The sequence below is a fragment of the Aeromonas sp. 62-46 genome, assembly GCF_001898585.1.
GTDB classification, from domain to species: domain Bacteria; phylum Pseudomonadota; class Gammaproteobacteria; order Enterobacterales; family Aeromonadaceae; genus Aeromonas; species Aeromonas caviae.
In genome coordinates, this window is record NZ_MKUI01000006.1 from 64,094 (window position 1) to 79,458 (window position 15,365).

A 15,365-nucleotide genomic window follows, 5' to 3' on the forward strand; every position below is an offset into this window, starting at 1 on the left:
GAATAGGACGATAAAAATATGGTTGGATTATGATAGCTTCATTGAAAACAGAAATTTTATTTTCATTCTTGTTGGGCTCAGTACCAATGTTTCTAGCTAGAAATCAACCAGATTTTTCAGCGGTAAAAACACTTGCAAGCTTAAATCCTGGAGATCTTATTTTTAATTATTTTTTATATCTCCTATGTATCCATTTTGTGGTTTGGTTTGTAAATAATCAAGTGCTAAAAACTAATCAGCTCTTATCAAATGTTTTTCAAAAGTTACATGAGTTTACACACAAGCTTGGCTTTGCTATTCATGGCATATACCGAGCATTAGCTGGGGCTGTACCGGTCGCGATGGTCTTTGAGCTAGAGAAACATGGATTAATTCAAGGCTGGCAGGAAATTACGATGTTAAGTATCGTCTTATCTTTAGCTTGTTTATTTGCAAGCGTAATTTTGTCTAAGGCTACTGAATACACTGCTCCGAGAATCTTACTATTTGGCAAGTGATATTTCTAACAACTCATTGGATCGGATATTTTGTCGTATTTTTTCCAAGCTTTGTTTAAGTCAAGTGGGAGTAGTTATTAAGGGATGATGCGTTGCGCTTATTGTCCCCTATCAGGAGAGCATAAAAGGTGAACCTCACTCATACCTCGCCGCTTCCCAGGCGTGTATCGCCTGTTTGCGGGTCTCCCCCCAGTGATAGCCGCCGAGTTTGCCATTTTGCTGGATGACTCTGTGGCAGGGGATCATCAAGGCGACGGGGTTGGCGCCCACTGCCAGCCCCACGGCGCGGGCGGCCTTGGGATTGCCGACGGCGTTTGCCACCTGGGCGTAGCTCACCACCTTGGCGGGCGGGATCTGCAGCAGCGCCCGCCAGACGCTGATCTGAAAGTTGGTGCCGCTCACGTGCAAGGAGATAGGGCAATCCGGCGTCTTGCTGTCATCGAACATGGTGTGGATGACGCTTTGGGTGCGTGATGGCGCCTCCCTAAGTTCTGCCTCTGGCCAGTTGTGGGCGAGGGCGGCCAGGGGCGCCTCTGGGGCCTGGTCATCGAGAAACGAGAAGTTGCACACCCCCCGCGGGGTGAGGGCGACAAACGCCTGGCCGAAGGGGGTGTCGTGCACCCCGTGATCGATAACCAGCCCGGCCCCGCGCTGTTTGTACTCCCCCGGCGTCACCGCTTCGAGCTGCACGAAGTGATCGTAGAGCCGCGATCCGCTGCTCAGGCCCAGGGTATCGGCCACCTCCAGCAGCGGGCGCGACTCCTGCAACAGCGCCTTCGCCCGCTCCAGAGTCAGCACTTGTAGATAGCGTTTGGGCGTCACCCCGGCCCAGCGGCTGAACAGCCGCTGGAAGTGAAAGGGGCTTAAGTGAACGTGCGCCGCTATCTCGTCCAGGGTGGGCTGGCGCGCCACCTGGCTTGCGATAAAACGGATGGCATCGGCGATGCGGGCGTAATCAGACATAAGGCGCTCTCACGATAAGTTGGCAGCCGCAGTATCTTGGGTGCGACAAGGTCATGTGCGACAAATAGATACCCCACCATCGGCCAGCAGGGCAATGCCGGTGGTAAAGCTGGATGCATCGGACGCGAGATAGAGGGCCGAGCGGGCGATCTCCTCCGGTTGGGCCAGCCGTTTGAGGGCATGCATATGCTGCACAAAGGCGAGACTCTCCGGTGTATCTGTAAAGGCCCGCCCCATGGGGGTGTCGGTGCCCCCCGGCAGCAGGGCGTTGACCCGCACCCCTTGTGCCCCATATTCGGCGGCCAGCACCTGGGTCAGGCCGATGAGGCCTGCTTTGCTCGCAGCATAGGCCGCCATGCCGGGCAGCCCCAGGGTATGGCCGACGAAGGTGGAGGTAAAGATAAGGGAGCCGCCCCCGCGTGCCTGCATGGCGGGGATCTGGTACTTGGCCCCCACAAAGGCGCTGGTGAGGTTGGTATCCAGGGTCTCTTGCCACTGCGCCAGTTCAAGCCCCGGCACGCTGCCCGGTGTCCCCGTGGTGCCGGCGTTGTTGAAGGCGATATCGAGTCCGCCGAAACGGGTCAGTGCGAGATCCACCAGGGCGCGGGCATAGGTTTCGCTTTTCACATCTCCCGCCAGGCTCACCGCCTGCCCCCCCTCATGGCGGATCTCCTCCACCAGCAGATCCAGCTCGGTCTGGCGGCGGGCGCCGACGACGACGCTGGCCCCCTCCCTTGCAAACAGGATGGCGCTGGCGCGGCCGATACCGGAGCTGGCGCCGGTGATGATGGCGACCTTGTTGGACAGTGATGACATGGCAGTTCCCTCGCGAGATGTGCATGGCGCCAGGTGGCGACGCTCATGCAGGGTTGGCAGACAAGTGGATGGGTTCAACCCCCTCCTGGTTCAAACTTCCTTTGGTTCAACCCCTTGGGAGGTCGAAAGCACTGTTGGTTTGAAAGCACTATGGCGGCGAACCTTTGTCACGACGACCCGGATCTTGCTCACTTGTGCCATCGGCGATGGCCCATCACGGTATCGGGAGATATCAGCGTTTATTGAAGGGAGTGGAAGGAAGTGAGAAGGGAGCGGGGCTGTGGCGCCGCTTTCCCAGGTGGTGGTGACCTGGGTTTGCAAGGGCAGGGCATGGAAAACAGTGCCACCGGTGTCGGTGGCACTGACGCAAAGCCTGGTGGGATAACGCTCTTTTAGGGGTTATCAGGCCAGGGCGGGGCTGGATGTGGCGGCGCAGGGCAGGGCGGCCAACTGTGCAAGGTGCTCGCCCAGGGAGACCCCGGCGCCGGTGGCGTTGACCGTCTCGAAGTAGTCGTGCCAGCCCGATGCGGCTATCCCCTGGACGAGGGCCTCGATGGCTGCGGCATCCGGCCCGCGCCAGATGGCGAAGAAGGGGTGGGGCGCACCATGGAGGGTGGCAGCATCGGTCTCGCCCAGGGCGATGGGCTCCACCCCGAGGGCGGCGAGGTTGGCCATGCCTGTGCCAATGGCCTCGAAGAACTGCTGACGAGCCGTCTGGCTCAGTGCCAGCCAGGCGGGAGTGGGGGTGTAGAGCTCTGCCAGATAGTGGGTCATAGGGGTTCCTTCGGGAGTTGGCCCTTGCGCAAGGTGCGCAAGGTGCGCAAGGCGCGTTGACAAATCCGGGTTGTCGCGGAGCAGGGGCTTTCGCGAGACCAGCGCGCGCAGAGGTCAGTGACCCACTGTGGCCTGTCTTTGCTCGCATCGTTCAGCCAGTTGGCAACGGAGTCCTGCACATAGGGGGCGGGATCGGCCTTGAGGGGTTCGAGCAGCATCAGGGCCTGCTCCGGTGCTTGTCGCAGGGACGCAAGATGGGTACACCAGACGCCGCGGGGCCGGGTCGCTTCGCTTGCAAAGCGTCGTAGCCGCTCGGACGGCTCCACCGTCCAGGGCACCAGGGCGGCAATGGCCGCCTCGAGCTGCGCGGCAATGGTCGTTCGCATTGCGAGCCAGGCCCACTCGCGCACCCCAAAGTGCGGGTCATCGGCGAGGGGGCGAATGAGGGCCAGGCGGTCGCTGAACGACAGCCCCTCGCTCGCGCCCACCATGAAACAGGCCCAGCCCCGCACGGTATCGGAGGGATGACGGCTGAGCGCCGCAAGATCCCTCGTGCCGTTCTCGGTCAGGAGCAGCCTGGCGGCCAGTGCCATGCGCCGGGTAATGCCCTCCCCGGATGCGGCGTGCATCGACGCCAGCGCCTGGGGCCCGAGCGAAGGCAGGGTGCACTGCATCAGGGCGGCAAAATCCACCGCCAGGCATTCGGTCAGGTTGCTTGCCTCAGCCTCTCCCCGGTTGAGCTGGGCGAGGCGTGAGGGGGCGATATCCGTGATGCGGCTGCGTGTCATGGGTGCTCCTCTGTGGCGGCCTCAGTGCAGCCTGCACGGGATGAGATGACGTTGAGCCAGGCCCGCTTGAGCAGGGTACTCAGGGTCTCTCGCTCTGCCTGATCGAACCCGGCAAACAGGGAGCCTATCCACTGGCTGTGCTCATCGAGCAGGTGCTGTGCCAGGGCCTGGCCCAGCTCAGTCAGGCGCACCGAGATCTTTCGCCTGTCCTGGCTGTCGCTGTGGCGAGCCAACAGGCCGTCTCGTTGCAGCCCGTCGAGCAGGCCGGTGATGGTGGCCCGTGTGACCCCCGCCTTGTCGGCAAGCTCGTGGGGGGCCAGCCCTTGTGGCAGGTCGCGCAGCAAAAACAGCAGCACGAACTTGCCTTCGGAGAGGCGGTGAGGGGCCAGGCGCGCCGCGCACGCCTGATCGATGGCAGCGGCGAGGGTCAACACCTCAAAGCAGACGCGCATGTTTTGGGTGTCCGCGTGTCCGCGGCGCTCTGCATCCTCGAGCAGGGCGAGGTGTTTCTGTTCCAGCGTGATCATGATGGTGAGTCTCGAATGACTTTGTATGGCGCCATGCTATATGGTGCCATACAAATGTTCAACCACCCAAGCACGCGACCGGGATGGTTCATGGCAACGGAGAGCGGGAGTGTGGCGATGGGGGGCCTTTGCAAGAGAAGGCGTTGCAAGAAAATCGGCCATCTTTGGCCGTCATTCCCTATAATGCCCCTCCTTTGTGGTCTGGGGGGAGTGCCCCGCAGTGAGCCACCGCAAGCCCGAATGTTGATAGAGACGATCCCATGCATACCCTGGAACAGCTTCGCGCAGGCGAACTCTGCGGCGCCCGCCACCTCAAACTTGCTGAAAACCTCGCGGTGTTCCCTCCCGAGATCCTGAGCCTCAAGGAGACCCTGGAGGTGCTGGATCTCACCGGCAACCAGCTGAGCGAGTTGCCTGACGCGCTGGCCGAATGCAAGAAGCTGCGCATCCTCTTCTGCTCCGAGAACAACTTCACCGAACTGCCCGAGGTGCTGGGGCGCTGCCCTGCGCTCACCATGGTGGGCTTCAAGGCCAACCGCATCGCGACCGTTCCGGCCGCCTCCCTGCCCGCCAGATTGCGCTGGTTGATCCTGACCGACAACGAGATAGAGACACTGCCTGGAGAATTGGGGCGCTGCATTGATCTGCAAAAGCTGATGCTCTCTGGCAACCGGCTACATGAGCTTCCCGAGACGCTTGCCGGTTGCCACTGTTTGGAGCTTTTGCGCATCGCCGCCAACCGCCTGCCTGCGTTGCCGAGTTGGCTGCCCTCGATGCCGCGTCTGTCCTGGCTGGCCTTTGCGGGCAACCCTTTCTGTGATGAACAGGCGTGTCTGAACGGCACATCGGAGTTCACTACCGAGATCCCCTGGCAGGCGATCTCACTGGGGGATGTGCTCGGGGAGGGGGCATCCGGCGTCATCTATCGCGCCGAGTGGGCGAGGGCTGAAGGGCCCGGGGCGGTGGCGGTCAAGCTCTTCAAGGGGGCCGTCACCAGCGATGGCTTGCCCCTGAGCGAGATGACTGCATCCCTGGCCGCCGGTCGTCATCCAAACCTGGTCGGTGTGATGGGGAGAGTGAGCGATCATCCCTCCGGCATCTCGGCACTGGTGATGCCCCTGATAGACCCCGCCTTCGCCACCCTGGCGGGCCCCCCGAGCCTGGACTCCTGCACCCGGGATGTCTATGGGGTGGATCTGAACTTCACCCCGGCCCAGGTGATGGCCATGGTGCAGGGGGTGGCTGCGGCCGCCCGGCACCTGCACGAGCGGGGCATCCTCCACGGCGATCTCTACGCACACAACCTGCTGTACTCCTTGCAGCCCGCGATGCCTCACTCGTCGCAGGAGGCACCGGGCCGGGTGCTGCTCGGTGACTTTGGTGCCGCCTCCTGTTACGACCGCGCCGATGAGGTGCTGGCCGGGCGGCTGGAGCGCCTGGAAGTGCGGGCCTTTGGCTGCCTGCTGGCCGAGCTGCTGGCGCGCTGTGATGGGGGGGACGCCGACCTTGACCCCCTTCATCGACTGGCCGGGGAGTGCGGCTTTGAGGTGCCTTCCCGGCGACCCACCTTCGAGCAGATCCTGACCCGGCTGGCAGCGATGGCGACAAGCCTGCCTGGGGTCGTGGCCTGAGGCCTGCCCATCGTGGGCTTTCTCGTGCACTGGGGCGGGATCATGGGGCTTGCGCCACTTCGGTGAAGTTGTGATAGTGATGCACCATTGCAGATGACGAGAGGAAGATGATGGAAGCGGCATTTTGGCACCAGAAGTGGAAAGAGAACCGGATTGGCTTTCATCAGGCAGATTTCAACCGCTGGCTGCAATCCTGGTGGTCGGCCCAGCAAGGGAGCGACCCCGTGCTGGTGCCCCTTTGCGGCAAGTCCCGGGACATGCTCTGGCTGCGTGAGCAGGGGCATCCGGTGGATGGCTTCGAGCTCTCCGAGCTCGCCATTACCCAGTTTTTTGACGAGAACAACCTGAGTGCAGAGAGAAGCGAGGTGGGTCCCTATCAGTGCCACCGGCACGAGGATCTGCGCATCTATCAGGGGGACTTCTTCGCCGCTCCGGAGCTTGGTCAGCGTTATCGCCTGGTCTATGACAGGGCGGCCCTCATCGCCTTGCCGGGCGCCATGCGCCGCCAGTATGCCGCCCTGATGAGCCGCCTGGTGGAGGCGGGGGGGCAGGTGTTGCTGGTGACCCTCGAGTATCAGCCCGAGCAGCAGCAGCAGCCGCCGTTCTCGGTGGGGGAGATGGAGGTGCGCACCCTGTTTGAGCGCGACTTTGGTGTCGAGGTGCTGGGCCGGGGGGCGGAGCTGGATCACCCCAGGGTGCTCTCGGGGCAGCTCTCCTATTTCGACGAGGTGGCTTACCGGCTGATCCGCCGGGGCTGAGAGGGCGCGAGGCCGCTGCCAAGGATGGAAGTGGCGCTTGTTTTACCTCCTTTGACATAGATCAACGTGGCAAATCAGGGAAATGCCTAAGATGAGGCTGTTTCTCAATCACTGCTGGTGCCGACCGATGAGCTCTGGTTTGAACGCCGGTCGAACATCAACCCAGTGTCTGATTTTCACGCTCATGTTCACTTTTGGCGGCTCTGGTCGCAATTGATTATGGTTTTTCCAGCCGACCCCACGGGGTCGGCTTTTTATTGCCTGCGCGTTGCCAACAGGGGAGGTCAGCCTTCGAAGGTGGCGGCGTTGAGCCGAAATGCCCTGGGATCGTCGACAAACTGGCCGGTGATACGCTCGTCGTGCTCGTGGCCCAGGCCATAGCTGCAGAGGATGAGGCGATCCGAGGTACGGGATCTCAGCTGGGTGATGAAGCGCACCAGGTCGGCACGGCTGAGCCTGCCCACCTCCTCGCGTACCCGTTCGCGCTGATCAAAACCCAGATCCTTGTTGCCGATGCTGACCCAGAGCCGCTGGCCGCGGCTGCGCAGGTTGGCATCCCGCTCGCTGAGCTGGGCCTGCAACCCCGCCTTGCTCTCCTGCCACTGCTGCTCGGTGAACTCCAGCATGGCCAGCGGGAAGAGATCGATGAACTCCTCCACCGCATCCAGCAGGATCTGCGGCCCCGCCACCGGCGACTGGATATAGAAGATGAGACCGGGATGGCGGTTGAGGGGCAGGTTGCCGGCTCCCACCACGTAACCGAGCTGCTGGCGGGTGCGCAGCTCGTGGAAGAAGGTGGATGACATGATGTGGTTGGCCAGGGTGAAGCAGGCGAGATCCCGCGCCCGGGTGGTGCGCGACTGGTAGTAGACCAGCAGCGCCGAGTCCTCGTGATCGCACCCCTGCTCGCGAATGAGGGTGCCTCTGTCCTGGATGGAGATGAGGGGGCGGCGGGTCTCGGCGCTGGGCTGGCTGTTGGCACCGAGGTGGCGCTCCAGCAGGGCCGCGAGTTCGAGGGCCTCGGCGGCCGTCCAGTCTCCGTGTACCAGGGCCTCCAGATGCACCCTGGCAAAGAGCTCGGAGACGAAGCCGGGCATCTCCCCGAGTTCGACGGTGCGCAGGTGGCGCAACAGCTGCTCGAAGGGCGGGTTGTTGGGTTGCAGCAAACTGGTGAGCTGGTTGAACAACTGGGAGATGGGGCGGGTCTTGGACTGGTTCTCCCAGTTGCGGATAAGCTGCTCCTTGATCTCGCTAAAGCGGGCCGGATCCGGATACCCCAGGGTGCGGTTGCCGAGGATCATGTCGAGCAGCAGCGGTTGCTTGTCGGCAAAGCCGCTGAGGTTGATGGTAAAGCCCCCCTGATGGGCATAAATCTGGTAGCCAAGACCCGCGAGCTCCGCCGGATAGGTGAGGGCGTTGAGGTGATCCGTGAGCAGTTCCACGGCCAGACGCGCCATGGCGATGTGACGCGGGCTCTTGACCGCATGTTCGCTGTCGACGGAGATGTAAAGGCTGCCCTTGGGCACGCTGAACTGATGCTCGTGCAGGTGCCAGAGCCGGAAACCGGGCCTGTCGATGAGGCAGGACGGCATGTCGGCGGGCAGTGCCGGCAGACGGGCGTCGAGGCGGGTGCTGATGAAGGGGTTGGGCGCCGGCAGGTGCAGGGCGGGATCCGGTTCACTCTGCTGCCAGCGGATCTTCTCGGCCTCGCTGATGATCTGGACGCTGTAGGGTGTCTGGTACCAGCGGGCGAGTCGATCCGTGCTCACTTCCGGGGCCTGGATGGTCACTCGCAGATTGTGGGGGGTCAGCTTGGCGAGGAAGCGCCGGATCAGCGGCTCATCGAACTCGCGCATCATGTAGTCGCCGTAGAGCAGATCGTCCGGCCCGTAGCTGAACAGGTTGAGCACGAGGCCGGAGACGGTGTCGAGGGCCCGTCCACGCTCCTGGAAGCGGAAGGCGGATTCCAGCACGCTGCGCTTCTCCTCATAGCGCCAGGCCTGCACCCCGTCCCGCTCGATGAGCTTCAGATAGCCAAACAGGGCGGCGATGATCTCCTCTACATGCTCAAGCCCAAGGGGGGTGAGGCCAAAGCTCACGCCAAAGTCCTTGAAGTTGGCGCCGCTGATGCCGCCGCCGGCGGCGAGCTGATTGACCCAGCCCCGCCCCTTGAGCAGGGAGAGCAGGCTGCCTTCCCCCTCATAGCCGATGAGGTGGCTCAGGAAGGTGAGGGGTTTTTTGTCGTAATACTCATCCACGCACGGCAGCGGGAAGGTCAGCGCCAGCTTGCGGGTCTCCTTGACCGGGGTCAGCTGGATGCGAATGCCGAGATCATCGAGCCGGTAGAGAGGATGGTTCAGGACCGGAGGGCCGAGGTGGCGATCCGGAATGGCACCAAAGAAGCGATCACACCAGGCCAGCTGGGTCTCGATGGGTTCCGGTGAAAGCATGACCAGCGCCATGCGATCCGCACTGTAGTGGGTTTCGTAGAACGCAATGAGGTCCGAGCGCAGATCCCGGCCGGGGAGATCCGCCAGGGTATCGAGGTTGCCCACCGAGAATTTGGAGAAGGGGTGGTCCGGATTGACCGTCTCCTTGTGCACCTGGTAGCTGCGGCGCACGTCGTCCTGCAGCTTGAGGCGGTACTCGGAGTCCACCGCGTTGCGCTCCTTGTCGACCCACTCCGGTGCAAAGGTGGGGCAGATGAAGAACTGGGAGAACCGGTCGAGCCCCGCCTCGAAGAAGCCGTTGTCGATGTCGAAGAAGAAGTTGGTGAACTCGGTACCGGTCCAGGCGTTGTTGCTGCCCCCGTGACGGCTCATGAATTGCTGGTATTCACCGGGTTTGGGGTAGGTGCGGGTACCGAGAAACAGCATATGCTCGAGGAAATGGGCCATGCCCTGGCGATCCGCAGGATCGTCGAAGTGGCCGGTATTCACCGCCAGGGAGGCGGCGGATTTGTCGGTCTCGGGATCACAGATCAGCAAGACCCTGAGCCGGTTTGCCAGCTCCAGATAGTGATACCGCCGATGGTCATTGGGACTGGCATATGGGCTCATTGGGGAGGGGCTCGCGGTGAATTTATTTGAATTTAAACATGATTATCGACCCCGCTATCTTGCGAGGCAAACCCTTTTCTGAGAGGTGGCGCAATTGTTTCCCCCGGCATGGCGGGGTAAGATTCCCCCGCTATTTAAACAGGCCCCCTGGGCGAGGTTGTAATGAAAATCTACATCATGCGTCATGGCCAGGCTGGCATGAACGCAAAGACTGATGAACAGCGTCCACTGACCGAGCAAGGCATCGAAGAGTCCATCCACATGGCTGGCTGGCTGGCTCCCCAATTGGCAGGCTCCCTGAACCTGGTGATCCACAGCAACTACCTGCGTGCCAGACAGACCTGGCAGGCCATCGCCCCCGAGTTGCCCAAGGCCCTCAAGGTCGAGGAGAGCGGCGACATCACCCCCTATGGGGACCCGGCTTTCGTGGCGAGCTACCTCACTGCGCTGGCGGCGGAGCATGACAACATCCTGATGGTCAGCCACCTGCCGCTGGTGGGGTATCTGGTCCAGAGTCTCTGCCCGGCGGCAGGGGCCCCCATGTTCGCGACGTCCGGGCTGGCCTGCATCGAATGGCAAGATGGCAAAGGAGTCTTGCTCTGGCTGGAAGGACCGCATACAATACGGTAAAAGTTAATAATAAGTTACAGTTTGGTTTTTTGGGGAAGAGAGAGTCGAATTTTCCGGTTTTTTATATAAATTTAACGGAATTATTTCGCATAAGCTGCTGTCATACGGATACAACTTCAAGAGGTTGCAAACGATGAGAGTGTTCAAGAAGTACCTGCCACTGATGGTGGCAAAACATGTCAAAACCTTCTTCAAGGGGCGGATTTACATCCACGGCAGGGGGCGCTTCGATTTCCAGTCGGGCTTGCTGATGATGCCATTGCAAGCCGACATTCCCCATCGCCAGACGGTGCTCGAGGTCAATGAACTGATTTCAAGGCTCCACATGGATGCCGCCTGATGCGCCTCAGGCTGACCCTGGTCCCCCTCATGCCCGCCCCTGTGCGGGCATGATTGTTGATGGCGCCTGGGCGCGGTGCCAACCGTTCGCGTCATGGCGCTTCTTCCTGCGTTGGCAGGCTTGCTTATCCTGATTGCCTCTCTATACTCGCGCGCAATACCCGCCTTTTTATTCTGGATATAGCAATGCCCCTTGCCTTCCTGTTTCCCTTCTCCTGCATGGCCATCTGGGCCGGCAATGGCATCGTCAGCAAGCTGGCGGTCGGGGTGTTGTCTCCTGCGGCGCTCGCCTGGTCGCGCTGGATGGTGGCGGCCCTGGTGCTGACCCCGTTTCTGGCTCACCGGGCCTGGCGCGAGCGCCGCAAACTGCGGGCCGGTTTCTCGAAGCTGGCGGTGCTGGCCCTGCTCGGGATGGTCTTGAACCAGACCTTTGGCTATTACGCGGCCCAGACCCTGGGGGCCACCGAGATTGGCCTGATGATGGGACTGACCCCCTTGATGACGGTGCTGCTCAGCATCTGGTTGCTGCGCGAGCGGCCCACCTGGGGGGCGCTGCTGGGAGGCGCCATCTCCATTCTGGGGCTGGCGATTTTGTTGGGGCAGGGGGATCCGGCCCGGCTGCTGACCCAGGGCATCCATATCGGTTCCGTCTACATGCTGCTCTCGGCGGCCACCTATGCGCTCTACAGCGTGCTGCTCAAGCGCTGGGATCTGGGGCTGGACAACTGGTCCATGCTCTACGGTCAGGTGCTGTGCAGCCTCCTGTTCCTCACCCCCTTCTATCTGCTGGTGGACGGGCACTGGCCCGATGGCAGCGCCCTCTGGCTCATCCTCTATGCGGGGATCCCGACCTCGGCCCTCTCGCCCTGGCTCTGGATGCAGGGCATTGCCCTGCTCGGGGCGAGCCGCACCGCCATCTTCATGAACCTGTTGCCGGTTATGACGGCCGCCCTTGCCATCAGCTGGCTCGGGGAGCGGCTCACCAGCTATCACCTCATCGGTGGCGGCATGACCCTGATGGGGGTGCTGCTGGCGCAGTTGCTGGTGAGGCCCGTGACGGTGCGAAGACGCGCCCGGCTCGCGGTGGCGGGCTGTCAGGAAAAGTAGGATAAAAAAAGACCGCCCTCGAGGCGGTCTTTTTGGTTCGGTGCCCAGCGTCACTGCGCCGTCAGATAGAGATCCTTGGCATAGACCAGGTCTTGCGGGTTCTGGTAGGGGTAGCCCTTGACGTTGGGTTTGAGCAGCCGTGATTTCACGTAGAAGTAGACAGGGGCAATGGGGGCCTCCTCATCGATCAGCACCTCGGCCTGCTGATAGAGGCGGTTGCGCTCGGCGGGGTCCTTGGCGTCATGGGCCTTGGCCAGGAGGGCGTCGTACTCCTTGTTGAACCACTTGCCGCTGTTGGCGCTGCTGCTGGAGGTCATGATGTCGAGGAAGGTGGAGGCATCGTTGTAGTCTCCGTTCCAGGAGTAGCGGCTCACCCCGAAGTCACCCTCGTTCAGGGCCGACACCATGGTCTTCCACTCCATGTTGTTGAGCTCCGCTTTGACCCCCAGGTTGTGCTTCCACATGGAGGAGATGGCGAGCGCTATCTTCTTGTGCCCCTCGTTGGTGTTGTAGAGGATGTCCACCGTCAGCGGCTTGTCAGGGCCGTAACCCGCCTCGCCAAGCAGCGCCTTGGCCTGCTTGATGCGCTCTTCCTTGCTCATCAGCTCGCTGGCGGGGCGTTTGAGCTCGAAGCCGTCCACGCTCGGCGGGGTCAGGCTGAAGGCGGAGAGCTGCCCCTGTCCCAGGATCTTCTCCGTGATGGTGTCCCGGTCGATGGCAAGAGAGAGTGCCTTGCGCACCCTGACGTCGTCAAAGGGTTTGCGCTGGGTGTTGAACACGTAGTAGTAGGTGGCGAGCATGGGGGCGCTCACCAGCTCCTCCGGGCTCTGGCGCTTGATCTGCTGATACTGCTCCAGGGGATAGGTGGTGTAGTGCAGCTCGCTCGCACGATAGCGGTTGTAGGCCGCGGTATCGGAGACGATCTCCAGATAGATCACCTTGTTCAGCACGGTGTGCTCGTTGTCCCAGTAGTGGGGGTTGCGCTCGGCGATGAGGCGCTCGTTCGGGGTCCACTCCTTGAGGGCGAAGGCGCCGTTGGAGACGATGTTGGCCGGTTTGACCCACTCATGACCGAACTTCTCGATGGTGGCCTTGGGCGCCGGGAAGGTGGTGTAGTGGGAGAGGGTCTTGAGGAAGAAGGGGACCGGGTTTTTCAGGGTGATCTGCAGGGTGTAGTCATCGAGCGCCTTGATCCCCAGGGCATCCGGGCTCTGCTTGCCCTGCACCACGTCGCTGGCATTGGCGACGCCGGTCAGCTCGATGAACCAGGCGTAGTTGGAGGCGTTCTTGGGGTCCGCCGCCCGCTGCCAGCCATAGACGTAGTCCGCCGCCGTCACCGGCTCGCCGTTGGACCATTTGGCATCGGGTCTGAGCTTGAAGGTGTAGACGGTGCCCGTGGCATCGAGCTCGTAGCCAAGGGCGCCCGCCGCCTGCAGCTTGCCGTTGCCATCCAGGGTATAGAGCCCCTCGAACAGATCGTTGACGACGTCGCTGCCCGCGCTCTCTTCCACCATCTGGGGATCGATGGAGGCAGGCTCGGTGCCGATGTTGCGCACGAACACTTGCTGGGTGGCTGGCAGAAGCTGGGTGCCTTCAGGCACCTGGGCGGCGAGGACGGGGAGGGTGAGCAGAGCGGCAACCGCCCCGGCGATAAGCGACTTTTTCATTGAATATCCTTATGTTTTTTTGCTTCCAAAGCGCAGCCAGTGTGCGGGATTGGGGGGCAGATCTCAAGAGGGGCGCCTCTGGCGCAACATTGCCGGGCGCCAGGGGGAGCAAGGCGGGCAGCCGCGTCGGCCCGGATGCATTCTTGTCACGAATTAACCCCCCAAAAGATGCCGGATGACACCCTTGTTTCACGCCGAAAGCCCGTGGTGGCGCGGTTTTCTGGCGATTTAAAGTACGGCTTAATTCGCTGCAAAAACAAAAAACAGGCGTTACATTGGGTTACAAAACAACGCTGCCGGGGATCGGCACTTTTTTTGCCGACACTTGCAAACGTTTTCAACGGCCAACGGAAACGATCTTAAAGGAACAAGAATGCGAAACATGATCACCATGGGCGAGTTCATCGTCAAAAAGCAGGCGGACTACCCGACCGCGACCGGCGAGCTGACCTCCTTGCTCAGCTCCATCCGCCTGGCCGCCAAGGTGGTGAACCGGGAGATCAACAAGGCGGGTCTGGCGGACATCATCGGTTCCATCGGCGCCGAAAACGTGCAGGGCGAGGTGCAGCAGAAGCTGGACGTCTATGCCAACGAGCGCTTCAAGGCGGCGCTGGAGGCCCGTGGCGAGGTGTGCGGCATGGCCTCTGAGGAGGAGGAGGACTTCGTCTCCTTCGATTCCGAGCTCTCCCGTCACTCCAAGTATGTGGTGCTGATAGACCCCCTCGACGGCTCCTCCAACATCGACGTCAACGTCTCGGTCGGGACCATCTTCTCCATCTACCGCCGGGTCAGCAAACCGGGCGCCGGGGTCACTCTGGAGGACTTCCTGCAGCCGGGTCACCGTCAGGTCGCGGCGGGCTACGTGGTCTACGGCTCCTCCACCATGCTGGTCTACACCACCGGCTTTGGGGTCAACGGCTTCACCTATGACCCCTCCATCGGCTGCTTCTGCCTCTCCCACGAGAACATCCGCATTCCGGAGGAGGGCAAGATCTACTCCATCAACGAGGGCAACTACATCAAGTTCCCGGACGGGGTGAAGAAGTACCTCAAATACTGCCAGGAGCGTGACGAGGCGACTCACAGGCCCTATACCTCCCGCTACATCGGTTCCCTGGTGTCGGATTTCCACCGCAACCTGCTCAAGGGGGGCATCTACATCTACCCGTCCGGCACCAACTCCCCGAACGGCAAGCTGCGCCTGCTCTATGAGTGCAACCCCATGGCCTTCCTGGTGGAGCAGGCCGGTGGCAAGGCGTCCGATGGCTTTGGCCGCATCATGGACATCCAGCCTACCGCTCTGCACCAGCGCACCCCCTACTTCGTCGGGTCCACCAGGATGGTGGAGCGGGCCGAGGCCTTCATGCGGGAGTTCTCCGCCCACGAGGATCCGGCCAACCAGGGCTAAGCCCGGGCCAGCGTCCCTTCGTCACGGGAGCCGTCAAGGCTCCCGTTTTTATTGGCGTGCAGGCGGATGTAGCCAGGTTGATATGCTGACGGACTGACGGACTGACGGACTGACGGACTGACGGACTGACGGACTGACGGACTGACGGACTGACGGACTGACGGACTGACGGGCTGACGGGCTGGCGGTTGACGAGCTAACGGACCGACGCGGCGCTTCGGTTGTCGCGGTGCAATGGCTGGTGGCCCCCTTGCCGGGATGCCTGGCCGGGATATCTGGTCTGGATACGTGGGCGGGATAAATACGGAACGGGCCATCTGCGGGGCTATCGAGGCGCGTTGAACCCGTTTTTTGCCCACGATCATCCCCACATCCATCTGTTTTTCAGATGGGTGATGACT

14 protein-coding genes are annotated in these 15,365 nt (G+C 61.7%); 7 read left to right on the forward strand and 7 right to left on the reverse strand.

Annotation, left to right across the window (positions count from 1 at the left end):
• Window positions 1–29: 29 nt before the first annotated feature.
• The gene (locus tag BGO64_RS03010; RefSeq protein WP_286700131.1) at window positions 30–497 is read left to right on the forward strand and encodes a hypothetical protein; all 468 of its coding nucleotides are present in this window, start codon (window positions 30–32) and stop codon (window positions 495–497) included.
• A gap of 135 nt (window positions 498–632) precedes the next feature.
• On the opposite strand, the gene BGO64_RS03015 is transcribed toward BGO64_RS03010, so the two are convergent.
• The 5 genes from BGO64_RS03015 to BGO64_RS03035 form a co-directional block, all read right to left on the reverse strand.
• Window positions 633–1,460: a bifunctional transcriptional activator/DNA repair enzyme AdaA gene (locus BGO64_RS03015; RefSeq protein ID WP_286700132.1), complete on the reverse strand. Its 828-nt coding sequence runs from the start codon at window positions 1,458–1,460 to the stop codon at window positions 633–635.
• Window positions 1,461–1,511: 51 nt separating this feature from the next.
• Window positions 1,512–2,276, reverse strand: coding sequence for an SDR family oxidoreductase (locus BGO64_RS03020; RefSeq protein ID WP_286700133.1), 765 nt, complete (start codon window positions 2,274–2,276; stop codon window positions 1,512–1,514).
• Window positions 2,277–2,678: 402 nt separating this feature from the next.
• The gene (locus BGO64_RS03025) at window positions 2,679–3,050 is read right to left on the reverse strand and encodes a DUF6616 family protein (protein ID WP_039039033.1); all 372 of its coding nucleotides are present in this window, start codon (window positions 3,048–3,050) and stop codon (window positions 2,679–2,681) included.
• Window positions 3,047–3,838 (reverse strand): HEAT repeat domain-containing protein, encoded by a 792-nt coding sequence (locus BGO64_RS03030; RefSeq protein WP_286700134.1) that lies wholly within the window; start codon window positions 3,836–3,838, stop codon window positions 3,047–3,049. The genes BGO64_RS03025 and BGO64_RS03030 overlap by 4 nt, the downstream gene beginning before the upstream one ends.
• Entirely contained in the window at window positions 3,835–4,365 is a 531-nt protein-coding gene (locus BGO64_RS03035) for a MarR family winged helix-turn-helix transcriptional regulator (RefSeq protein WP_042881105.1), read from the reverse strand. The genes BGO64_RS03030 and BGO64_RS03035 overlap by 4 nt, the downstream gene beginning before the upstream one ends.
• Before the next feature lie 260 nt (window positions 4,366–4,625).
• Between BGO64_RS03035 and BGO64_RS03040 the strand changes: the two genes are divergently transcribed.
• Together BGO64_RS03040 and BGO64_RS03045 are read left to right on the forward strand one after the other, a co-directional pair.
• On the forward strand, window positions 4,626–5,996 hold the full coding sequence (locus BGO64_RS03040) for a leucine-rich repeat-containing protein kinase family protein (protein WP_286700135.1): 1,371 nt from the start codon (window positions 4,626–4,628) through the stop codon (window positions 5,994–5,996).
• Window positions 5,997–6,106: 110 nt separating this feature from the next.
• Window positions 6,107–6,754: a thiopurine S-methyltransferase gene (locus BGO64_RS03045; RefSeq protein ID WP_039039037.1), complete on the forward strand. Its 648-nt coding sequence runs from the start codon at window positions 6,107–6,109 to the stop codon at window positions 6,752–6,754.
• A 284-nt stretch (window positions 6,755–7,038) separates the two neighbouring features.
• On the opposite strand, the gene BGO64_RS03050 is transcribed toward BGO64_RS03045, so the two are convergent.
• Window positions 7,039–9,813, reverse strand: a complete 2,775-nt coding sequence (locus BGO64_RS03050; protein ID WP_286700136.1) for an insulinase family protein — start codon at window positions 9,811–9,813, stop codon at window positions 7,039–7,041.
• 162 nt (window positions 9,814–9,975) lie between these two features.
• On the opposite strand from BGO64_RS03050, the gene sixA reads away from it, so the two are divergent.
• The 3 genes from sixA (at window position 9,976) to BGO64_RS03065 (ending at window position 11,889) form a co-directional block, all read left to right on the forward strand.
• Window positions 9,976–10,443, forward strand: coding sequence for a phosphohistidine phosphatase SixA (gene sixA / locus BGO64_RS03055; protein WP_069651167.1), 468 nt, complete (start codon window positions 9,976–9,978; stop codon window positions 10,441–10,443).
• Window positions 10,444–10,576: 133 nt separating this feature from the next.
• Window positions 10,577–10,783, forward strand: a complete 207-nt coding sequence (locus tag BGO64_RS03060) for a DUF1107 domain-containing protein (RefSeq protein WP_005324080.1) — start codon at window positions 10,577–10,579, stop codon at window positions 10,781–10,783.
• Window positions 10,784–10,968: 185 nt separating this feature from the next.
• Window positions 10,969–11,889, forward strand: coding sequence for a DMT family transporter (locus BGO64_RS03065; RefSeq protein WP_039039040.1), 921 nt, complete (start codon window positions 10,969–10,971; stop codon window positions 11,887–11,889).
• 50 nt (window positions 11,890–11,939) lie between these two features.
• Here the strand turns inward: BGO64_RS03065 and BGO64_RS03070 are convergent, their stop codons facing one another.
• A complete protein-coding gene (locus BGO64_RS03070; protein ID WP_045524768.1) occupies window positions 11,940–13,556 on the reverse strand; it encodes a peptide ABC transporter substrate-binding protein in 1,617 nt (538 codons plus the stop codon).
• Window positions 13,557–13,929: 373 nt separating this feature from the next.
• Here BGO64_RS03070 and fbp point away from each other — a divergent pair, with 373 nt between their 5' ends.
• Entirely contained in the window at window positions 13,930–14,964 is a 1,035-nt protein-coding gene (gene fbp / locus BGO64_RS03075; RefSeq protein WP_029314452.1) for a class 1 fructose-bisphosphatase, read from the forward strand.
• Window positions 14,965–15,365: the final 401 nt, after the last annotated feature.